This window comes from Micromonospora sp. M42, from assembly GCF_000568915.1.
GTDB lineage: Bacteria > Actinomycetota > Actinomycetes > Mycobacteriales > Micromonosporaceae > Micromonospora > Micromonospora chalcea.
On the sequence record NZ_KK037233.1, the window covers coordinates 3,801,261 to 3,820,852 of the forward strand.

A 19,592-nucleotide genomic window follows, 5' to 3' on the forward strand; every position below is an offset into this window, starting at 1 on the left:
TCGCCGGTGCAGCCCTCGGTCGTACCCGCCCACGTCGATCTCCGTCCGTCGCCCCCACGCGCTCGGGCAGGAGTACGGACGGCAGGCCCGGGCCGGCGCGAGCGCGGACAGGCAGGCGGGCGGCGCACCAAGGGCTACGACGAGTCGTTCCTCAACGCGTTCGCGCTGCGGATCGGCGACCGGCTGCGGGAGGCCAGCGCGGCGGCGGCCGGACAGAGCGACGACGACCGCCTGCTGCCGGTGCTCGCGGCCCGCTCGGACGCCGTCCGGGAGCGGGTCGACCAGCTCTTTCCCGGCACCACGCGGCACCGGCTCCAGGTGCGCGACGAACAGGGCTGGGTCTCCGGCACCAGCGCGGCCGACCGCGCCTCGCTCGATCCGGGCCGCCCGGCGCGCCGCCCGGTGCGCGGTTCTCGCTGACTTCCTGGCCGATGATGTCGGTTCGGGCGGACCGGCTCCGACCCGTCTGCGAGGCGCCACCGACGGTGGCCCGAACCCGAGGAGTGCACGGTGAAGTACATGCTGCTGATCTGGAACCGGCCCGGCTTCGTGGAGGAGCTGTCCGAGGCGGAACGCAACGCGATCTTCGGCGAGGTCGACGAGATCATGAAGGAGCTGTCCGAGTCCGGTGAGCTGGTCGGCGGTGAGGCGCTGGCGCACCCGTCGCAGGCCCGTACGGCCCGTCCGGCCGCCGGTGGCGGCACCGAGATCACCGACGGGCCGTTCGTGGAGAGCAAGGAGCAGTTCGCGGGCTACCTGACCGTCGACTGCGAGACACCGGAGCGGGCTGCCGAGATCGCCGCGCGCTGGCCGGACGTGCGGCACGGTTTCGGCGTGCTGGAGGTGCGCGCGGTGATGGAGCAGGCCGGGACGGAGATGTGACCTCACCTGCGGTCGAGGACCTGCTGCGCACGCTCGCGCCGCAGGTCCTCGGCGTGCTCGTGCGCCGGCACGGCCAGTTCTACGCCTGCGAGGACGCGGTCCAGGAGGCGCTGCTGGCTGCCGCCGTGCAGTGGCCGGAGCAGGGCCTGCCGGACCATCCCCGAGCGTGGCTGGTCACCGTCGCCACCCGCCGGCTCACCGACGAGTGGCGCGGTGAGCACGCCCGCCGGGCACGCGAGGTCGCGGTGGCGGTCCGGCAGCCCGCGTACGCGACTGTCGCGCCGCCCGCCGACGAGGAGCCGCCCGGCGGGGACGACACGCTGAGGCTGCTGTTCCTCTGCTGTCATCCGGCGCTGCCGGTCAGCGCGCAGGTGGCGCTCACGCTGCGTGCGGTGGGCGGGTTGAGCACCGCCGAGATCGCCCGCGCGTACCTGGTGCCGGAGGCGGCCATGAGCCAGCGGATCCGGCGCGCGAAGCAGCGGATCGAGGCGGCCGGCGCGCGTTTCACGCTGCCCTCGCCGGCCGACCGGGACGAGCGGCTGGGCGCGGTGCTGCGCGTGCTCTACCTGGTCTTCAACGAGGGGTACGCGGCGTCGAGCGGCGAGGCGCTGCACCGGGCGGAGCTGACCGCCGAGGCGATCCGGCTGGCCCGCGAGCTGCGCCGGCTGCTCCCGGACGACGGCGAGGTGGCCGGGCTGCTGGCGCTGATGCTGCTCACCGACGCGCACCGGGCGGCGCGTACCGGGCCGGACGGCGAGCTGGTGCCGCTGGCCGAGCAGGACCGCAGCCGATGGGACCGGGCTGCGATCGAGGAGGGGGTGGCGCTGGTGACCGAGGCGCTGACCTGGTCGTCGCCGGGCCCGTACCAGGTGCAGGCGGCCATCGCGGCGGTGCACGCGGAGGCGCCCACCGCCGGGACCACCGACTGGCCGCAGATCGTCTCGCTCTACCGGGTGCTGGCCCACCTCGCGCCGAACCCGATGGTCACGCTGAACCAGGCGGTCGCGGTGGCCATGGTGGACGGCCCGCGCGCCGGGCTCGCGCTGCTGGAGCCGCTCGACGCCGACGGCCGGACCGCCGGCCACCACCGGCTCACCGCTGTCCGCGCGCATCTGCTCGACCTGGCCGGGGACCGGGCGGACGCGCGGGCCGCGTACCTGGCCGCCGCCCGGGCCACCACGAGCCTGCCGGAACGGCGGTACCTGCAGGCCCGCGCCGCCCGCCTGGCCGGTGACGGGCCGCGCTGATCCGCGCCCGGACAGCACGCCGGGCCGGCCCGTGGGCCGACCCGGTGGGTGTGCGTCGCGTACGTCAGCTCTTGAAGGCGTCCTTGATCTTCTCGGCGGCCTGCTTGAGCTTGGCGCCGGCCTGGTCGTTGCGGCCCTCGGCCTCCAGGCGCTCGTTGTCCGTGGCGCGGCCGACGCCCTCCTTGACCTTGCCGGAGACGTCCTGCGACGTGTTGTCGATCTTGTCGTCGAGACCCATGATGACCTCCACTGATGCGATTGCCTGACGACAACTGGTTACCCCGTCGACCGCCCGCCCAATCCCCTCACCCGATCGGGCGGAAGCGCCGCAGCCGCAGGCTGTTGCCCACCACGAAGACCGACGAGAAGGCCATCGCCGCCCCGGCGAGCATCGGGTTGAGCAGCCCGGCGGCCGCCAGCGGCAGCGCCGCGACGTTGTAGGCGAACGCCCAGAACAGGTTTCCCTTGATGATCGCCAGCGTGCGCCGGGAGAGCCGGATGGCGTCCGCGGCGGCGGTCAGGTCACCCCGGACCAGCGTCAGGTCGGCGGCCTCGATGGCCGCGTCGGTGCCGGTGCCCATGGCCAGCCCGAGGTCGGCCCGGGCCAGCGCGGCGGCGTCGTTGACCCCGTCGCCGACCATCGCGACCACCCGGCCCTCGCCCTGCAGCCGCTCGACCACCGCGACCTTCTCGGCGGGCAGCACCTCCGCGATCACCTCGTCGATGCCGACCTCGGCGGCCACCGCCTTCGCCACCGTGGCGTTGTCGCCGGTGAGCAGCACCGGGGTGAGCCCCAGTTCGCGCAGCCGCGCGACGGCCGTCCGGCTGGTCGGCTTCACCGCGTCGGCCACCGCGAGCACGCCCCGGGCCCGCCCGTCCCAGCCGGCCAGGATCGCCGTCCGGCCGGCGGCCTCCGCGCCGGTCGCGGCCCGCGCGATCTCCTCGGGTACGTCGAGACCCCGCTCGCGCAGCAGCCGTGCCCGGCCGACCACCACGGTCCGGCCGTCCACGGTGCCGGTCACGCCCAGCCCTTCGGCGTTGGCGAACCCGCCGACCGGCGGCAACGGTCCGGCTTCGGCCGCGGCCTCGGCGACGGCCCGCGCGATCGGGTGCTCGGAGGCGGCCTCCAGCGCGCCGGCCACCCGGAGCAGTTCGTCGGCGTCCTCGCCGTCGGCGGGCAGCACCTCGGCCAGCGCCATCCGGCCGGTGGTGACGGTGCCGGTCTTGTCCAGCACCACGGTGTCGACCCGGCGGGTGGACTCCAGCATCTCCGGCCCCTTGATCAGCACCCCGAGCTGCGCGCCGCGTCCGGTGCCGACGAGCAGCGCGGTCGGCGTGGCCAGGCCGAGCGCGCACGGGCAGGCGATGATCAGCACGGCCACCGCGGCGGTGAACGCGGCGGTCGCACCGGAGCCGGTGCCGAGCCACCAGCCGAGCGTGCCGGCGGCCAGCGCGATCACGATCGGCACGAAGACGCCGGAGATCCGGTCGGCGAGCCGCTGCACCGCCGCCTTGCCGGTCTGCGCCTGCTCCACGAGCCGTGCCATCTGGGCGAGCTGGGGTCGCCGCCGACCCGGGTGGCCCGGACGACCAGCCGGCCACCGGCGTTCACGGTCGCGCCGGTCACGGTGTCGCCCGTCCCCACCTCGACCGGCACCGACTCGCCGGTGAGCATGCTGGCGTCGACGGCCGAGGTGCCCTCCTCGACCACGCCGTCGGTGGCGATCTTCTCGCCGGGCCGGACCACGAACCGGTCGCCGACCGCGAGCCGGTCGACCGGGACCCGGACCTCCTGGCCGCCGCGCAGCACCGCGACGTCCTTGGCCCCGAGTTCGAGCAGGGCGCGCAGCGCCGCCCCGGCGGTGCGCTTGGAGCGGGCCTCGAAGTACCGCCCGGCCAGGATGAACACCGTCACCCCGGCGGCGGCCTCCAGGTAGATGTTGCCGGCGCCGTCGCCCCGGGTGATGTCGAGGCTGAACGGGTGCTTCATCCCGGGCATGCCGGCGTCGCCGAGGAACAGCGCCCAGAGCGACCAGCCGAACGCGGCGAGCGTGCCCAGCGAGACGAGCGTGTCCATGGTCGCCGCGCCGTGCCGCAGGTTGACCAGCGCGGCGCGGTGGAACGGCAGCCCGCCCCAGACCACCACGGGGGCGGCCAGCGTGAGCGAGGCCCACTGCCAGTAGTCGAACTGCCAGGCCGGGACCATGGCGAGCACGATCACCGGCAGCGTGAGCACGGCGGAGACCCAGAGCCGGGTACGCGCGACGCGCAGCTCGTCCGCCGGCTCCCCGGCCGCTGCGGCCGCCTGCTCGGGCGGGGGCGGCACCACGGCGGTGTAACCGGTCTTCTCGACGGTGGCGATCAGGTCGGCCGGCGCGATGTCGTCGGCGTACCGGACGGTGGCCTTCTCGGTGGCGTAGTTCACTGTCGCCTCGACGCCGTCCATCCGGTTGAGCTTCTTCTCGATCCGGGCGGCACAGGACGCGCAGGTCATCCCGCCGATCGCCAGTTCGATCAGGTTCGGCGCGGTGGGCAGCGTCTTTCCCGTGGCAGTCATCGCGGCACCTCCGGCGCTCAACTGTGCCCGTGCCCCGGCGTGCCGTGTCCGGCGTCCGGGGTCGGTGCGGTGGTGGATACCGGCGCGGTCGGGTCGCCGGCCAGGACGGTGAATTCGGCGGTGTGCACCGCGTCGCCGTGCCGGAAGTCCAGGTAGAGACGGTACGCCCCGGCCGAGGGCACCTCGGCGGCGAACGTGATCGCCGGACCGGCGGGGGTGCGCCCGTCGCCGGGTGTGCCCTCCGGGTGCACGTGCAGGTACGCCAGGTCGCCCTGCCGCAGCGCCACCAGGTGCCCGTACGCGCCGAGGTAGGGCTGAAGGTCGGTGACCGGTCTCCCGTCGCGGCTGACGGAGAGCGTGAGCCGGCTGGTCCGGCCCGGCTCCGGCGTGCCGGTCAGCGTGACTGTGTAGCCGTCGACGGTGGTGCTGGTCACCGGCGCCGGCAGCGGCCGGGCGGCCAGCTCGCCGGGGACCGTGACGTCCAGGCCGAGGGTCAACGGCTCGCCGCCTTCGGGCGTGAAGTCGGCGAACGCCCGCCACACCCCGGGGCCGTCGAGCGGGGAGGCGACCCGCCAGGTGCCGTCGCCGGCCATCTCCGGGTGGACGTGCCGGAAGCCGGACAGGTCCCGGCGCGCGACGATCAGGTGCATGCGCTTGTCGTGGGCCACCTCGAAGCGGGTGACCGGCGTGCCGTCCGGGCCGGTGATCCGGAAGGCGAACTGCCCGGCCGGCGCGGTGGCGGGCTGGAGCGTGTAGCCGCCTTCGGAGACGAGCAGCCCGCCGGGCAGGTGCGCGTCGGCGCCGTTCTCGTCACCGTGACCGGTGTCGCCGGTCCCGTGGTCGCTGCCGCTGTCGTCGTGGCGGGTCTCGGCGGCCGGGGCGACGGGATCGGCCAGGTTGCCGATCCCGTACGCCGCGCCGAAGACCGCCACGAGGCCGAGCGCGAAGCCGCTGAGCTTCGTCGCCGTGTTCATGGTTTCTCCTCGGTTCTGCGGGTCCCGTGGACCCGTCACGCACCGACGAGGTCGTAGCCGGCCTCGTCGACCGCCGCGCGGACGGTGTCCGTGTCCAGCGGGTTCTGACTGGTGACGGTGACCCGGCCGGTGGCCAGGTCGACCTGGACGCCGGTGACGCCCGGAAGCGCGCTCAGCTCGGTGCTCACCGAGTTGACGCAGTGGCCGCAGGTCATACCGCTCACCTGGTAGGTGCTCTCCATGTCGCCCTCCGATCTCATACCCCCTGGGGGTACAGCCGGAACGTTAGCATACCCCCGAGGGGTACGCTATCCTCGTTCTCATGACCGCTCCGTCCAGCCCGACCCGGGGCTACACCGCCAGCAAGGACCAGCTCCTCGCCCGGCTCCGCCGGATCGAGGGTCAGGTCCGTGGCATCGAGAAGATGGTCGAGGACGACCGTTACTGCATCGACGTGCTGACCCAGATCTCGGCCATCCAGGCGGCGCTGGACAAGGTCGGCCTCGGCCTGCTCGACGGGCACGCGCGGCACTGCATGCACGAGGGCGCCGCCGAGGGCCGGGCCGACGAGATGGCGACCGAGATGATGGCCGCCGTCGGCCGCCTGATGAAGCGCGGCTGAACGGGACCTCCGCCCCTCCGAGCAGGGCACATCGACCCGCGCCGACGCGCCCGTGCGGCCGTACCGTCGAAGTGGCGGGCAGGCCGGCCCCGGCGGACCCGCGGTGACGGACGGAGGGCGGCCCGATGATGTGGCAGAGCCCGATGATGGGCTGGATGTGGATCTGGTCCCTGGCGGTGCTGGCGGTGCTGGCAGGGCTCCTCTGGCTGGCCGTGCGGTGGACCGGCCCGCAGCGGTCCGGGCCGACGGCGGCCCGGCGCATCCTCGACGAGCGGTACGCCCGCGGCGAGATCGACGAGGACGAGTACCGGCGACGCCGGGCCGGACTGGCCTGACCCGCGCGGGGCGCGCGTCACCGGTCACGGTGTCCGGGAGCACCCAGCCGGGCTGCCTACCATGTCGGGGCGACGACCCGGACGTGGTCGACACGTCCGCGCCGGCCCGGTGACCAGACCGGTCCGGCGGACCAGGCGTCGCCGCGACCGTTGGGAGAGACGCCTTGGGTGCCGACCACACCCGCCCCGCACCGCCCACGCCACCGGGCGTACGGCGGCTGCTCGTCGCCGTGGTGGTGCCGCTGTTCGCGCTCACCGTGATCGCCGCGCTGGTGCTCTGGCCCCGGCAGGACCGGGAGCCGGTCGGCGGCGCGGACGTCCCCCGCTACCACGGCACCGTGACCCGGGTGGTCACCGAACCCTGCCCGCCGACGCCGGAGGCCCCGGAGGGCGCGGGCGGCCCCTGCGGCACCGCGACCGTCGCCGCCGAGCAGGGCCCGGACGCGGGACGGCAGGTCGAGACGCCGCTCCCGGCCGGACCGGGCGCGCCCCGGGTCGAGGTCGGCGACAAGATCGTCCTGGTCGAGCTGATCGACCCGGCCGACCCTTCGATGAAGTCCTACAACATCGCCGAGCACCAGCGCGGCACACCGCTGATCTGGCTGCTTGTGCTCTTCGCCGCCGCGATCGTGGCGTTCGGCCGCTGGCGCGGGCTCGCCGCGCTCGGCGGCTTGGCGGCCAGCTTCGCCATCCTGCTCGGCTTCGTGCTGCCCGGCATCGGTGGCGGCCAGCCGCCGCTGCTGGTGGCGATCGTGGGCGCCGCGTTGATCATGTTCGTGGTGCTCTATCTGACGCACGGGATCACCGCGCAGACGTCGGTGGCGGTGCTCGGCACGCTCGGCAGCCTGGTGATCACCGGCGTGCTCGGCCTGCTCGCCACGTCCGCCACCCATCTGACCGGCTTCGGCAGCGAGGACGCCACCACGCTGTCCATGTTCCAGGGCGACGTGGACCTGCACGGGCTGCTGCTGGCGGGCATCATCATCGGCTCGCTGGGCGTGCTGGACGACGTCACCGTCACCCAGGCGGCCACCGTCACCGAACTCGCGCACGCCAACCCGGGGCTGTCCCGGCGGCAGCTCTACCGGGCGGCGACCCGCGTCGGCCGGGCCCACATCGCGTCCACCGTCAACACCATCGTGCTGGCGTACGCGGGCGCGTCGCTGCCACTGCTGCTCCTGCTGGTCGCCGACTCCCGCCCGGTGAGCCAGATCCTCACCAGCGAGTTCCTCGCCCAGGAGATCGTCCGCAGCGCGGTGGCCACGCTCGGCCTGATCGCCGCCGTACCGCTGACGACCGCACTGGCCGCGATCGTGACCACCGCCGGACGGCGCGCGCCCGGTCCGGAGCCGGCGTCGCCCGTGCCCCCGCCGCCCCGTCCGCCGACCGGACGCGACGACGCGCTGGAGGCGCTCGGCGGCGGAAAAAGTACGGAGGCGACATGGTGACACTCCGCACGGTGACCATCGATTTCAAACGCGACGCTGGTCACGGTGCGCCACGGCGAAATCTCGCTATTGGTCGGCTTCCGGACGTAGATCCGCAGGAGTGCTGTCGGGTAACCTCGCTGCCGGTCACCGCCGAAGGCGCGCACCGGCGCCAGCGGTGCCGCCGCCCAATCGCCTGCGGGCGAGCCGGGGAACCAGGTACATGGGGTGAATCCGCGCGAGCGGTAGGGGCCACTTCCGTCCCGAACCCGTCAGCTAACCCGGTCGGCGGCCGACGGAAGGGAACACTGTGACGCCACCCCTGCGCCGCTGGCTGACACCCCTGGTGGCCGTGCTGGCCTCGCTGGCAGTGCTGGCCGGGCCGAACTCGGCGACGGCGGCCCCCGCCGCGGCGGCCCCGAAGCCGTCCGGGCACGAGGAGGACGGCGAACCACCGCTCATCACCGAGGCGATCGACAGCGCCAACCGGAACTTCCTCCAGGCGAAGGCGAAGCTGGCCAAGTCGCAGGACCGCCAGCGGCGGCTGGCCGCCGAGGTACAGGCGGCACAGGCCGAACTCGAGGCGCTCAGCCCGCAGGTCAACCAGCTCGCCGCCCAGTCCTACCGGACCGGCCGGATGGGCGCGATGGCGATGCTGCTGGAGAGCAACTCGCCCGACTCGTTCGTCCGCCGCGTCAACGCCCTGGACGAGCTGAACCTCCTCAACGCGCAGCGCCTGGCCGCCATCAACGCGGTCAAGAACCGCGCCGAGACGGCCAAGATCGCGCTCGACGCCGAGGTGCGCGAGCAGGAGAAGCAGAAGAACGCGATGGAGCGCGAGAAGGTGCAGGCCGAACGCGCCCTCAAGCTCGTCGGCGGCCTCGGCTTCACCGGCGGCCTGGTCGACGCCACCTCACCGGTCGCCAAGATCGGCCCCGGCCGCACCGCCGACGGCGGCTGGAAGGCCGAGTCGTGCAGCGAGAACGACCCGACCACCTCGGGCTGCATCACGCCGCGGACGCTGCACGCCTACAAGGAGGTCCGGCGCGCCGGCTACACGCGCTTCGTGGGCTGTTACCGGCCGGGCGGGCCGTGGGAGCACCCCAAGGGCAAGGCGTGCGACTGGTCGCTGCAGAACAGCGGCTTCTCACCCTGGCACAACAACGACACCCGCAAGTACGGCAACGACGTGGCCGCCTTCCTCATCCGCAACGCCGACCGGCTGGGCATCTACTACGTGATCTGGAACCGGCAGATCTGGTTCCCGGCCACCGGCTGGAGGTCGTACAGCGGGCCGTCGAACCACACCGACCACGTCCACATGTCGATGCTCTGACCTGGACGCAGCAAGAAGGGGCCGCCCCCGTGGGCGGCCCCTTCGTCGTCCGGCGCTCCGGTCAGCCGGCCAGCGCCGCGTCCGCGTCCGCCGGCGACGAGGGAGCGGGCAGTGACGCCGGGACCTGCGCCACTGTCCGCACCTCGCCGCCGGAGAGCCGGTACGACATCCCCGCCACCGTGCACCGGCCCGCCGCGACCCGCTCGGCCAGCACGGAGGACCGGGCCAGCAGCGTCTCCACGGTCTGCGCGATGTGGACGTCGATGATGCCGTCGAGGTCGTCGATGCCCTGCCGGGCGGCGCGCAGCAGGCTGGGCGAGACCGCGTCCACCACCGCTCCCAGGTGCCCGGCCGGAGCGGCGCCGGTCCGGACCCCCTCCCGGGCGGCCTGGACCGCGCCGCAGGAGTCGTGCCCGAGCACCACCACGAGCGGCGTGCCCAGCACGGTGACCGCGTACTCGACGCTGCCGAGCACCTCGGGCCCGGCGGTGTGCCCGGCGGTACGCACCACGAAGAGGTCACCGAGACCCCGATCGAAGATGATCTCCGCGGCGAGCCGCGAGTCGGAGCAGCCGACGATCACCGCGAAGGGGTGCTGGCCGTCGGCCACCGCCGCCCGGTGCCCGGCGTCCTGATTCGGATGCTGCGGCACACCGGTGACGAACCGGTGGTTGCCGGCACGCAGCTCGGCGAGCGCCTGCTCCGGGCTTCTCGGCGTCATCTGCCTCACCTCGTCTACCTGCGGAACGACCAGGCCGGACGGCCTCGCGACTTCACGGTCACACGGCGTCAGGGGCACGTCAAGATTCGTGATACGCATTTCATACTTTCCCGTGCCGGCCCGCGTCCGATTCGGGTCGGCAGCGTCGATGGCCATAGCATGGCCACCATGGCGACGACACCAGGTGAGGACGGGAGCCGCCGCAACTGGACCTTCCTCACCAATCACGGACATGTGCTGCTGGCGATCGCGCGCAACCCCACGGCGCGGCTGCGGGACGTGGCCGACGAGGTGGGCGTCACCGAGCGGGCGGCCCAGGCCATCGTCGCCGACCTGGAAGCCGGGGGATACCTGCGGCGCACCCGCGTGGGGCGGCGCAACGAGTACACGATCAACCCGAAGGGACGCTTCCGGCACCCGGCGGAGGCCGACCAGCAGGTCGGCGCCCTGCTGGCCCTCTTCGCCGCCGAGCCGGCCGGGGACGTCACCGCCGACCGGTGACCGGTTCCCGCGACCGCGTGCGCCCGCGCGGGCCGGCGCGACGGTAATCTCACCGCGTGCGCGACAGCTTGCGGCCGGGCGCGACAAAGAGGCGCGCCCGGGCCGGACACCCGATCCGGACCGTCCTCTCGGCAGCGGCGGCAGCCGCTCTGCTCGGCGGCGCGCTGGCGGTGCCCGCGCCCGCCGTGGCCGCCCCGAAGTGCGGGCCGACCGGCGGCCCTGCGCCCACCGAAACGCCGTGGGCGCTGAGCCGCCTCGACCCGGCCTCCGCCTGGCGGGTCGGCAAGGGCGCGGGGATCACCGTCGCCGTGATCGACTCCGGGGTCTCACCGTCGCATCCCCTGCTGCGCGGGCGGGTGCTCCCCGGCGAGGACTTCAACCAGCTCGTCCGGCTTCAGGGCCAGTGTGACCTGGTCGGGCACGGCACCATGGTGGCCGGCATCATCGCCGGGCGGGAGGGCACCGGCTCGCCGTACACCGGCATCGCGCCGGAGGCCCGCATCCTGCCGCTGCGCGTACTGGCCGAGAACAAGGAGAACTTCGACCCGGACGTGCCGGGCGAGATCGGCAAGGCGATCCGCTGGGCGGTCGACAACGACGCCGACGTGATCAACCTGTCCCTGGTCACGCTCGACGACCCGCAGCTGAAATCGGCGGTGCAGTACGCGCTCGGCAAGGACGTGGTGGTCGTCGCCTCCGCCGGCAACCGGCAGGAGAACCGGGAGGACCGGCCGGCCTATCCGGCGGCGTACCCGGGGGTCATCGCCGTCGCCGGTGTGGACGAGCAGGGCGGCCACGTCGGCAGCTCGGTCAGCGGGGACTATGTGGACATCGCCGGCCCCGGGCTGAACATCCTCGGGCCCGCGCCGCAGGGGTCCGGCTACCGGGCCGAGCCGCAGGGCGGCACGAGCTTCGCCACCGCGTACGTCTCCGGTGTCGCCGCGCTGGTGCGGGCCGCGCACCCCGACATCAGCGCCGACGAGGTCGCCTACCGGCTGACCCGCACCGCCGACAACCCACCCGACGGGCACAACGCCGACGTCGGCTACGGGATGGTCAACCCCTACCGGGCGGTGACCAGCCTGCTCGGCACCCGCACGGACCCGCCGCTGGGCGCCATGCCGCCGCCGGCGCCGCCCACCGATCCGCTGGCCTGGCAGCGCACCGTCGCGATCTGGGTCGCCGTCGTCGGCGGGCTGCTCGCCGGGGTCCTGCTGACGCTGCGGCCGATCCTGGCCCGCGGCCGGCGACGCGGATGGCGCCCCGGCCGGCGGGACGTCCCGCAGGACGCCTGACCGGCCTCCTCGCGCCGCACGGCCGGGCCGGAAATACACGAGACAGGGCCGGAATACACGACGGCTCCGCCCGGCACGAGCCGGAGCGGAGCCGTCGTGGACCGGTCGGGGGTCAGCTGCCCCAGACCTTGGAGTTGCTCATCTCCGTGGTCATGTAGTTCTCCCGCGCGATGCCCACCGCGCCGCCGATCTCGTTCAGGACCTTGTTGATGTCCCGCACGGCGGCGTCCCACTGGGCCTGGTGCTGCTGGTAGGCGGCCCGGTCCTGGCCCTCCCACTCGAGCTTGGTCAGCATCGCCCGCAGCGTGTCCAGCTTCTCGTCGATGATCCGCGAGATGGCCTGCATCTGCTGGTTGCTGCTCTCCAGAACAGCGTAGTCAACCTTGATGCTCATCGATTCCTCCTCTGCCTGTCTTCGCGGATCACGGGTTGAGAGCAGCGTGGAACTTGTCCAGCATCTGCTGCTGCTCTTCGTCGTTGACCTGGTGCGTGGTGCCCGACTTGTCGAGCAGGTCCGCGATGTTGTCCATCGCGGTCAGCAGCTTGTTCGTGTCCTCGGTCCAGCGAGTCATCAGGCTCTGGAAGCCCGTGGACGCCTGGCCCTTCCAGGCCATCGCGAGGTCGTCGACCACGTTCCACAGCTTCTTGAGCTCACCGTCAACCTCGCTGCGCGTGGACCGCACGTCACTCGCGGCGGTGTGCAGAGTCGCTGCACTGACCTCGAACGCCATGCTTCACACCCTTCCGTCTTTTGTGGCGGCGGTTCCGCCGCGCCCTCCCCCGCGGCAAGGCGAACACACCCCACCGACGGACACTTCATCCGAACCGTAGCGGACGATGTCCAACCCGCGCAGCCCTGCCGGCCCATCGACGTACTCCGACAGCCCGGAATCGGCAAGGCGATCCGGCGCTGTCCGTACGAGTTGGACGGTCCGTCCCGAGGTCAGGGCCGCTCACGTGCGGCTTTGACGATCGTCGACACACCGAAGGCCAGCACCGCGACCAGCAGTACCACCACGATCCACAGCAGCGGCTTCTCGAACGCGCGCTCGAACGTCAGCACCAGCAGCGCCGCGCAGGCGCTCAGCGAGACCACCTCGGCGGCCCGCCGCAGCCGCGCCGAGCGGGTCAGCACGGCGAACAGCATCAGGAGCACGAAGACCGGAATGGTCAGCAGGACGTACAGGAACAGTACGAAGATCAGAGTGTCCATGCCCCGCTCCCGTCACCTGTAGAACGCGGAGTCCCGAACCCAGTCGATCTTGATGTCCTTGATGTCCGGGTCGGAGCCGGCGGGCGCCCAGCCGGGCCGGGAGTCCGCGGTGAACGTGAACCGGCTGTCTGTGTGGAACGCGGCCATCAGCGCGTGCAGCAACGCGCTGATCTCGCCGAAGACCAGGACCAGGATCGCGGCGGTGGCGGCCAGGCCGGCGATGCCGATGGCCTGGGCCAGCGCGGTGGTCGCGGGGAAGAACTGGAGCGCGATCGAGGCGATCACCGCGACCAGGATCGGCATGAGCGCCTGCGCCAGGCCGGACACCGCGTCGTTGTACGCGTCCCGGGCCGCGGTGAGCGTGTCGCGGTTGGCGGCGAACGCCTCGGCCAGCGAGTTGATCTCCGCGCCGAGCTTGCGCATGAACTGGTCGAACGCGTCCCGGTCGTCGAAGTCCCACTCCGACGCCTCCGGCGGGACCGCCGCCATCGCCGCGCCGAACTGGTCCGCGCCGAGCAGGCGGGCCGCCTCGTCCCACTTCTTGATGGACTCGTTCACCTGCTGGTTGTCGAAGGACTCCAGGTAGAGGATGGTGCCGATCAGCGCCGCCGAGGCGGCGATCCAGACCAGGTTGCCCCGGGCGATGGCCGCGGCCGACCGCACCGGCGCCGTGGTCTGGGCGACCGACACCGAGCCGGTCACCGTCCCCGAGGCGTTGGCGATGAGGATCTCCGGTGGCATCAGGCGTCCTTCCCCTGGCGGGCCCGGCCGGTCACTTGACCACCCAGGGCTGATCCGACTTCTCCCAGTTCTGCGCGCTCTGTTCGAGCTGCGCGGCGGCCTTGCGCAGATGCTCCGCGCCGGTGCGGACGTTGTCGAGGTGCCCGTCCACGGCCGCGTTGTGCCGCTCCACCGCCCCGGTGCCGAACCAGCTCAGTGCGCCGCCGGGCAGCTTGACCTCGGCCAGCAGCGCCTCGACGTTGCGCAGGTACTGGATCGGCCCGTCCGGGGCGTCGAGCATCCGGCTCGCCTTCCGGATCGCGTCGACGTCGACGGTGTTCGGCATCGTCGTCCCCTCTCGCTCAGCGCCGCAGATTGCGGGTCGGGTCGGACAGATCCACCCCGAACTGACGGAACCAGTCCTCCGGGGTCAGCGTGCCGTCCTGCGCCCGGCGGACCGTCTCGGAGTCGCCGAGCATCTCGCCCAGCATCTCCCGCTGCCGCTCCTCGAAGGCCACGTACGCGGCGTCGATCGCGGCCTGCATCGACTCGGCCAGGGAGAAGCTGTCCAGCCGCATGGCCCGCGCGTTCAGCTCGATGCCGCCGACCTTCATGTCGCCGTCCACGGTCACCCGCACCAGCCCGTCCGGGCTCTCCCCGGTGACCCGCAGCTCCGCACGCTGCCGCTGGAGCTCGGCCAGCCGCCGCTGCTGCTCCTGCGCCTGCCGCAACAGGCCCTCCAGGGCTCCACCGATACCCGACGGGCTGCTCAACTCCGGCTCTCCCCGTAATCGCGACGATCGATCGGGCCGACGCTACCGGAAGTGACGCCCGCCGTCCGTCCCGTCAGACCGGTTCCGTCCAGGCGGTCTGGATCAGCTGCTGGCCGTCGCGGCGGCGCACCAGCGTGCCCCGGCCCGGCGGCTGCGGGGTCGGCCGCAGGTTGCCGAAGACCGCGCCCTCCTCCCGGCTGCCGGACATGAGCAGTCCCGGCGAGTCCAGCTCACGCAGACGCTGCAGCACCGGCTCGTACAGCGCCCGGGCCACACCACCGACCCGCCGCGTGACGATCAGGTGCAGGCCGATGTCCCGCGCCTGCGGCAGCAGCTCGTGCAGCGCGCTGAGCGGATTGCTGCCGCCGGAGGCGACCAGGTCGTAGTCGTCCACCAGGATGTAGAGGTCCGGCCCCTTCCACCAGCTCCGGTCGCGCAGCTGCGCGGTGGTCACGTCCGGGCCGGGCAGCCGGTTCTGCAACGCGCTGCGGATCGAGCCGAGACCCTGGCTGAACACCTGGTTCGACGGCGCGTAGTCGAGCAGGTGGTCCCCCTCGACCGCGCCGAGCAGGCCGCGCCGGTAGTCGGCGATGACCAGCCGCGCCTGGGCCGGGGTGTACCGCTCGGCGATCCCCCGGGCGATCAGCCGCAGCAGGTTCGTCTTGCCGCACTCGGCGTCGCCGAACACGGTCAGGTGCGGCTCGCTCGCCAGGTCCAGGTAGACCGGGGCGAGCGCCGACTCGTTGACGCCGATCGGGATGCCCGGGACGGACCGGTCGACCACCTTCGCCAGCTCGGTGACCGCCAGCTTGCGCGGCAGCAGCCGGACCTTCGGCGCCGGACGGCCCGGCCAGTTCGCCGCGACGTGCCCGGCCAGCGCCACCGACGCCTCGGTCAGGTCCTCGATGTCGCGCTTGCCGTCGATCCGCGAGATCGCGGTCAGGAAGTGCAGCTTGTCCCGGGTCAGGCCGCGACCCGGCGCGCCGACCGGCACGTTCTGCGCGGCCCGCCGGTCGATCTCCGACTCCGACGGGTCACCGAGCCGCAGCTCCAGCTTGGTGCCGAGCAGGTCCCGCATGTTGATCCGGATCTCCGCCCAGCGCACCGCCGTGATCACCACGTGGACGCCGAAGCCGAGGCCCCGGTTGGCCAGGTTGGTGATGGTCTGCTCCAGCTCCTCGTACTCCTGGCGCAGCGTGTTCCAGCCGTCCACCACGAGGAAGACGTCACCGAACGGGTCGTCGGCGAACTCACCGGCCGCGCGGCGGCGCCGGTAGCTGGCCACCGAGTCGATGCCGTGCTGGGTGAACCGGTTCTCCCGCTCGTCGATCACCGCGACCACCTCGGCGACCGTCCGCCGGACCGCCTCGGTGTCCCGCCGCCCCGCCACGCCCGAGGTGTGCGGCAGCCCGTCCAGGCTGCGCAGCGCGCCACCACCGAAGTCGAGGCAGAAGAACTGCACCTCGCGCGGCGTGTGGGTGAGCGCCAGCGAGGCCAGCATCGAGCGCAACATCGTGCTCTTGCCGCTCAGCGACGCGCCGACGATCACCACGTTGCCGCCGGCCCCGGCCAGGTCGACCATCATCGGGTCGCGGCGCTGCTCGTACGGGCGGTCCACGATGCCGACCGGCACGGCGAGCCGGCCGCGGCCCGGCCAGTCGGCGGTGGTCAGGCCGTACGTCGGGTGCACGCTCAGCTTCGGCAGCAGCTCGGCCAGCCCGGACGGCTCGGCCAGCGGCGGCAGCCAGACCTGGTGTGCCGGCTTGCCGCGGCCCTTGAGCTGGTCGATCAGCACGTCCAGCATGGCCACCGCCTTGCCGTCGCCCGACTGCTCCGGCTCCGGCGTGGCCTCCGCCGGACTCGGCAGCGCCGGCGCCGGTACGTAGTCGATGCCGTACGGGACGATCCGCCGCTGCACCTGCGCCCGGGTGGAGCGCTGCGCCTGCCCCGGCGCCTGGTACGGGCCGGACACGTACGCCGCACGGAACCGCAGCATCGTGGCGGTGTCGGTCTTCAGGTAACCGTGACCCGGCGCGCTGGGCAGCTCGTACGCATCAGGCACGCCGAGCACGATCCGGCTCTCCACCGCCGAGAACGTGCGCAGACCGATCCGGTACGACAGGTGCGTGTCCAGGCCGCGCAGCTTGCCCTCCTCCAGCCGCTGCGAGGCGAGCAGCAGGTGCACGCCGAGCGACCGGCCGAGGCGGCCGATCATCACGAACAGGTCGATGAAGTCCGGCTTGGCCGCCAGCAGCTCGGAGAACTCGTCACAGATGATCAGCAGGCTCGGCATCGGCTCCAGCGGCTCACCGGCCGCCCGCGCCTTCTCGTAGTCGTAACGGGAGACGTAGTTGCCGGCCGCCCGCAGCACCTCCTGCCGGCGGTTCATCTCACCGGCCAGCGCGTCCCGCATGCGGTCCACCAGCGGCAGCTCGTCCGAGAGGTTGGTGATCACCGCGCTGGTGTGCGGCAGCGCGTCCAGCGAGGCGAACGTCGCACCGCCCTTGAAGTCGACCAGGACGAAGTTCAGCTCCTCCGAGGAGTGCGTCACGGCCAGCGCGGCGACCACCGTACGCAGCAGTTCGCTCTTGCCGGAGCCGGTCGCGCCGATCACCAGGCCGTGCGGGCCCATGCCCTCGTGCGCGGACTCCTTGAAGTCCAGCTCGACCACGTTGCCGTCCGGGCCCAGGCCGAGCGGGATGCGCAGCCGGTCGCGGTGGCTGCGCGGCCGCCAGGTCTGCCGGACGTCCACGGTGGCCGCGTCGCCGACACCGAGCAGGTCGGGCAGCTCCATGCTGCGGGCCAGCGGCTCCTCGGTGCTCGCGCCCTGCTGCTGGGAGAGCCGGAACGGGGCGATCTGCCGGGCCAGCCCCTCGGCGGCGGACAGGGACAGCCGGTCCGGGCTGCCGAGCCGGGACGTGGCGGTGCCGCGGACCAGGTCCAGGCCGGTGCCGTCGCCGGCGTCCAGGCAGAGCAGCCAGCGCCCGGCGTCGCGGGGCACCGTGCCGGACAGGTCGACCACAGTGGTGCCGAGCAGGCCCGGCCCGGTCAGCGCGCAGGTCGCCGAGACCTCGCCGCCGTCCAGCACCACCACCACGTGCGGCGCGGTGGTCAGCGGCTTCGCCTCCGGCGCGAACCGGGGCCGCCCGCCCAGCTCCTGGGCCAGCGCGGTCTCCGCCTCGTCCAGCGCGGCGAACACCATCCGGCGCGCGCCCGCCGCGTCGGTACGCCCCGGGTGCTGGGCGTGCGGCAGCCACTTCACCCAGTCCCAGACCGGTTGCCGGTCCGGCGCGGCCACGACGACGACCAGCAGGTCCTCCGGGGCGTGGAACGTGACGAGCTGCCCCAGCGCGGCCCGGGCCAGGTCGAGCACCGGCTCCCGGTCGCCGCGCAACGCGATCCGGCTGAACGCGCGCAGCGACAACGCGGTCGGCAGATCCGGCACGCTGGAGTGGGCCCGGACGAACCGGCGCAGCGCGATCGCGCTCATCGGCTCCAGGTCCTCCACCGGCTTGGTCTCCGGCGGCACGATCTCCACCGCCAGCCGCTGCGGGCCGAGCGCGATCCGCACCTCGCCGAAGTCGTCCTCGGTGATCCGCCGCTCCCACAGCCGGCGGGAGGCGGCGATCGACCAGAGCGCGTCCGGCTCCGGGTGCCGCCAGGTCATCGCGGCGCGCTGCTGCTCGGCGGCCCGGCGGGTGCGCTTGCGCATCTGCGCCAGGTAACGCATGTAGTCGCGCCGCTGCGCGTTCAGCTCGGCCTTGTCGTTGCCGCCGTTGCCGAGCGTGCCGATCGCCATGCCCAACATGGACACACCGAACAGGCCACCCGCGACGTACGTCATCATGCCGCCGCCGCGGCCGGCGTAGAGGAAGGCCATCGCGCCGACGCCGCAGAGCATCGGCAGGATCATCAGCACCTGCCCCATGCCCTTGGCCTTCGGCTCCGGCAGCTCGGGCGGGGACTCCAGCAGCACCTCGCCGCGCGGCAGCGCGGGCCCCTGTTGACGCGGAAGCCGGCGGAACACCACCGTACTCACGGCTCTCCCCTCCCCAGAAGCGGCCCTGATCGTGGTCTGCCACCGCCGGTGAGCGTCGGGTGGGCAACCTGTGCGACCGCCATCGTAGGTAATCTCCCGGAGGCGTCGTGGACCCGTGGGGGCGACGCCGTGGGCCGAGCGGATCGTTTGCGAGCAACGAGGAGGCCACTGTGGCGACGAAGACGGCGACCGGTGGGCTGAGCCGGATCACCATCGTGGCGCCACGTACCAGGATGGATCTGGCGCTGCCGTCCGACGTGCCGCTCGCCGACCTGCTGCCCACGCTGCTGCGCTACGCGGGCGAGGACCTGGCCGACGAGGGTGTGCGGCACGGCGGCTGGGCCCTGTCCCGGCTCGGCGGCCAGCCGCTCGACGGTGGCCGTACCGCCGCGCAGCTCGGGGTCCGCGACGGCGAGGTGCTCTACTTCAACCCCCGTGCCGCGACCGCCCCGGAGATCGTCTTCGACGACGTGGTGGACGCGGTCGCCACCTCCACCACCCAGCGGGGCGGGCGCCTGGCAGGTGGGCACCACGCGGGCGTTCGCGGTCCTCCTGGCCGCCTCCGCGCTTGCCGGCGGCGCGGTGGCGGCGCTGTTCACCGGCCCGCCGCACCTGCCCGGCGCGGCGGCCGCCTTCGTGGTCGCGGTGGCGCTGCTGGTCGGCGCCGCGGTGCTGTCCCGGGCGGCCGGAGACAGTCGCACCGGCGCGGTGCTGGCCCTGGTCGGGATCGGCTACGCGGGCGTCGGCGGCCTGCTGGTGCTCACCGGTGAGCGGACGCTCGGCGAACTGGCCGCCCCGCACGTCCTGCTCGCCGGCACCGCCGTGGTGGTGTTCGGCGCGATCGCCGCGCCGGCCATCAGCCGGGCCGACTGCTCGCCGTCGCGGGACAGCTCGGCGTCGATCGCGTCGGCCAGGTCGAGCGTGGCGCGGGCCTGGAGCATGAGGTTCTG

At 73.3% G+C, this 19,592-nt stretch carries 21 protein-coding genes, 1 pseudogene and 1 riboswitch; of the genes and pseudogenes, 10 read left to right on the forward strand and 12 right to left on the reverse strand.

Going from position 1 to position 19,592, the window contains the following annotated elements:
* Window positions 1–6: 6 nt before the first annotated feature.
* The 3 genes from MCBG_RS17305 (at window position 7) to MCBG_RS17315 (ending at window position 2,129) form a co-directional block, all read left to right on the forward strand.
* Window positions 7–420, forward strand: a complete 414-nt coding sequence (locus tag MCBG_RS17305; protein WP_043327057.1) for a hypothetical protein — start codon at window positions 7–9, stop codon at window positions 418–420.
* A gap of 99 nt (window positions 421–519) precedes the next feature.
* Window positions 520–882 (forward strand): YciI family protein, encoded by a 363-nt coding sequence (locus MCBG_RS17310; RefSeq protein WP_205796229.1) that lies wholly within the window; start codon window positions 520–522, stop codon window positions 880–882.
* On the forward strand, window positions 879–2,129 hold the full coding sequence (locus MCBG_RS17315; protein WP_043327061.1) for an RNA polymerase sigma factor: 1,251 nt from the start codon (window positions 879–881) through the stop codon (window positions 2,127–2,129). The genes MCBG_RS17310 and MCBG_RS17315 overlap by 4 nt, the downstream gene beginning before the upstream one ends.
* A 64-nt stretch (window positions 2,130–2,193) precedes the next feature.
* Here the strand turns inward: MCBG_RS17315 and MCBG_RS17320 are convergent, their stop codons facing one another.
* The 4 genes and pseudogenes from MCBG_RS17320 to MCBG_RS17335 form a co-directional block, all read right to left on the reverse strand.
* Complete coding sequence (locus tag MCBG_RS17320) at window positions 2,194–2,367, reverse strand: CsbD family protein (protein WP_043330702.1); 174 nt, start codon at window positions 2,365–2,367, stop codon at window positions 2,194–2,196.
* Between the two features lie 67 nt (window positions 2,368–2,434).
* Window positions 2,435–4,686, reverse strand: a pseudogene (locus tag MCBG_RS17325) (heavy metal translocating P-type ATPase).
* 17 nt (window positions 4,687–4,703) lie between these two features.
* The gene (locus tag MCBG_RS17330) at window positions 4,704–5,660 is read right to left on the reverse strand and encodes a hypothetical protein (RefSeq protein ID WP_043327063.1); all 957 of its coding nucleotides are present in this window, start codon (window positions 5,658–5,660) and stop codon (window positions 4,704–4,706) included.
* 35 nt (window positions 5,661–5,695) lie between these two features.
* On the reverse strand, window positions 5,696–5,902 hold the full coding sequence (locus MCBG_RS17335) for a heavy-metal-associated domain-containing protein (RefSeq protein ID WP_043330704.1): 207 nt from the start codon (window positions 5,900–5,902) through the stop codon (window positions 5,696–5,698).
* 80 nt (window positions 5,903–5,982) lie between these two features.
* Between MCBG_RS17335 and MCBG_RS17340 the strand changes: the two genes are divergently transcribed.
* From MCBG_RS17340 to MCBG_RS17355, 4 genes are all read left to right on the forward strand, one after another.
* Window positions 5,983–6,282: a metal-sensitive transcriptional regulator gene (locus tag MCBG_RS17340; RefSeq protein ID WP_013283780.1), complete on the forward strand. Its 300-nt coding sequence runs from the start codon at window positions 5,983–5,985 to the stop codon at window positions 6,280–6,282.
* Window positions 6,283–6,407: 125 nt separating this feature from the next.
* Window positions 6,408–6,617, forward strand: a complete 210-nt coding sequence (locus MCBG_RS17345; RefSeq protein ID WP_043327065.1) for an SHOCT domain-containing protein — start codon at window positions 6,408–6,410, stop codon at window positions 6,615–6,617.
* Between the two features lie 164 nt (window positions 6,618–6,781).
* Complete coding sequence (locus tag MCBG_RS17350; protein ID WP_043327067.1) at window positions 6,782–8,065, forward strand: YibE/F family protein; 1,284 nt, start codon at window positions 6,782–6,784, stop codon at window positions 8,063–8,065.
* Between the two features lie 154 nt (window positions 8,066–8,219).
* Window positions 8,220–8,351, forward strand: a riboswitch (cyclic di-AMP (ydaO/yuaA leader).
* A gap of 3 nt (window positions 8,352–8,354) precedes the next feature.
* Window positions 8,355–9,380: a coiled-coil domain-containing protein gene (locus MCBG_RS17355; protein ID WP_043327069.1), complete on the forward strand. Its 1,026-nt coding sequence runs from the start codon at window positions 8,355–8,357 to the stop codon at window positions 9,378–9,380.
* A gap of 61 nt (window positions 9,381–9,441) precedes the next feature.
* Here MCBG_RS17355 and MCBG_RS17360 read toward each other — a convergent pair whose 3' ends face one another.
* The gene (locus tag MCBG_RS17360) at window positions 9,442–10,101 is read right to left on the reverse strand and encodes a carbonic anhydrase (protein ID WP_043327072.1); all 660 of its coding nucleotides are present in this window, start codon (window positions 10,099–10,101) and stop codon (window positions 9,442–9,444) included.
* A gap of 159 nt (window positions 10,102–10,260) precedes the next feature.
* Here MCBG_RS17360 and MCBG_RS17365 point away from each other — a divergent pair, with 159 nt between their 5' ends.
* A complete protein-coding gene (locus MCBG_RS17365) occupies window positions 10,261–10,602 on the forward strand; it encodes a helix-turn-helix transcriptional regulator (RefSeq protein WP_043327074.1) in 342 nt (113 codons plus the stop codon).
* A 56-nt stretch (window positions 10,603–10,658) separates the two neighbouring features.
* The gene (mycP, locus tag MCBG_RS17370) at window positions 10,659–11,897 is read left to right on the forward strand and encodes a type VII secretion-associated serine protease mycosin (protein ID WP_223201255.1); all 1,239 of its coding nucleotides are present in this window, start codon (window positions 10,659–10,661) and stop codon (window positions 11,895–11,897) included.
* A gap of 112 nt (window positions 11,898–12,009) precedes the next feature.
* On the opposite strand, the gene MCBG_RS17375 is transcribed toward mycP, so the two are convergent.
* The 7 genes from MCBG_RS17375 to MCBG_RS17405 all read right to left on the reverse strand — a co-directional run bounded on the left by MCBG_RS17375 (window position 12,010) and on the right by MCBG_RS17405 (window position 18,642).
* Window positions 12,010–12,291: a WXG100 family type VII secretion target gene (locus tag MCBG_RS17375; RefSeq protein ID WP_043327076.1), complete on the reverse strand. Its 282-nt coding sequence runs from the start codon at window positions 12,289–12,291 to the stop codon at window positions 12,010–12,012.
* Window positions 12,292–12,319: 28 nt separating this feature from the next.
* Window positions 12,320–12,628: a WXG100 family type VII secretion target gene (locus MCBG_RS17380; protein ID WP_043327078.1), complete on the reverse strand. Its 309-nt coding sequence runs from the start codon at window positions 12,626–12,628 to the stop codon at window positions 12,320–12,322.
* 212 nt (window positions 12,629–12,840) lie between these two features.
* Window positions 12,841–13,110: a hypothetical protein gene (locus MCBG_RS17385; RefSeq protein ID WP_043327079.1), complete on the reverse strand. Its 270-nt coding sequence runs from the start codon at window positions 13,108–13,110 to the stop codon at window positions 12,841–12,843.
* Window positions 13,111–13,122: 12 nt separating this feature from the next.
* A complete protein-coding gene (locus tag MCBG_RS17390; protein WP_043327081.1) occupies window positions 13,123–13,851 on the reverse strand; it encodes a hypothetical protein in 729 nt (242 codons plus the stop codon).
* A 31-nt stretch (window positions 13,852–13,882) separates the two neighbouring features.
* A complete protein-coding gene (locus MCBG_RS17395; RefSeq protein ID WP_043327083.1) occupies window positions 13,883–14,176 on the reverse strand; it encodes a hypothetical protein in 294 nt (97 codons plus the stop codon).
* A gap of 16 nt (window positions 14,177–14,192) precedes the next feature.
* Window positions 14,193–14,603 (reverse strand): YbaB/EbfC family nucleoid-associated protein, encoded by a 411-nt coding sequence (locus tag MCBG_RS17400; RefSeq protein WP_043327085.1) that lies wholly within the window; start codon window positions 14,601–14,603, stop codon window positions 14,193–14,195.
* A gap of 73 nt (window positions 14,604–14,676) precedes the next feature.
* Complete coding sequence (locus tag MCBG_RS17405; RefSeq protein WP_043327087.1) at window positions 14,677–18,642, reverse strand: type VII secretion protein EccC; 3,966 nt, start codon at window positions 18,640–18,642, stop codon at window positions 14,677–14,679.
* A gap of 233 nt (window positions 18,643–18,875) precedes the next feature.
* On the opposite strand from MCBG_RS17405, the gene MCBG_RS35250 reads away from it, so the two are divergent.
* Window positions 18,876–19,412 (forward strand): EsaB/YukD family protein, encoded by a 537-nt coding sequence (locus tag MCBG_RS35250; protein ID WP_369799365.1) that lies wholly within the window; start codon window positions 18,876–18,878, stop codon window positions 19,410–19,412.
* Window positions 19,413–19,592: the final 180 nt, after the last annotated feature.

Excerpts from the sequence above, each read along its gene's own strand:
- MCBG_RS17310 (WP_205796229.1), top strand. The coding sequence starts at position 520 with ATGCTGCTGATCTGGAACCGGCCCGGCTTCGTGGAGGAGCTGTCCGAG.
- MCBG_RS17385 (WP_043327079.1), bottom strand. The coding sequence starts at position 13,110 with ATGGACACTCTGATCTTCGTACTGTTCCTGTACGTCCTGCTGACCATT.
- MCBG_RS17335 (WP_043330704.1), bottom strand. The coding sequence starts at position 5,902 with ATGGAGAGCACCTACCAGGTGAGCGGTATGACCTGCGGCCACTGCGTC.
- MCBG_RS17320 (WP_043330702.1), bottom strand. The coding sequence starts at position 2,367 with ATGGGTCTCGACGACAAGATCGACAACACGTCGCAGGACGTCTCCGGC.
- MCBG_RS17375 (WP_043327076.1), bottom strand. The coding sequence starts at position 12,291 with ATGAGCATCAAGGTTGACTACGCTGTTCTGGAGAGCAGCAACCAGCAG.
- MCBG_RS17345 (WP_043327065.1), top strand. The coding sequence starts at position 6,408 with ATGATGTGGCAGAGCCCGATGATGGGCTGGATGTGGATCTGGTCCCTG.
- MCBG_RS17380 (WP_043327078.1), bottom strand. The coding sequence starts at position 12,628 with ATGGCGTTCGAGGTCAGTGCAGCGACTCTGCACACCGCCGCGAGTGAC.
- MCBG_RS17390 (WP_043327081.1), bottom strand. The coding sequence starts at position 13,851 with ATGCCACCGGAGATCCTCATCGCCAACGCCTCGGGGACGGTGACCGGC.
- MCBG_RS17360 (WP_043327072.1), bottom strand. The coding sequence starts at position 10,101 with ATGACGCCGAGAAGCCCGGAGCAGGCGCTCGCCGAGCTGCGTGCCGGC.
- MCBG_RS35250 (WP_369799365.1), top strand. The coding sequence starts at position 18,876 with ATGGATCTGGCGCTGCCGTCCGACGTGCCGCTCGCCGACCTGCTGCCC.
- MCBG_RS17340 (WP_013283780.1), top strand. The coding sequence starts at position 5,983 with ATGACCGCTCCGTCCAGCCCGACCCGGGGCTACACCGCCAGCAAGGAC.
- MCBG_RS17365 (WP_043327074.1), top strand. The coding sequence starts at position 10,261 with ATGGCCACCATGGCGACGACACCAGGTGAGGACGGGAGCCGCCGCAAC.
- MCBG_RS17395 (WP_043327083.1), bottom strand. The coding sequence starts at position 14,176 with ATGCCGAACACCGTCGACGTCGACGCGATCCGGAAGGCGAGCCGGATG.
- MCBG_RS17330 (WP_043327063.1), bottom strand. The coding sequence starts at position 5,660 with ATGAACACGGCGACGAAGCTCAGCGGCTTCGCGCTCGGCCTCGTGGCG.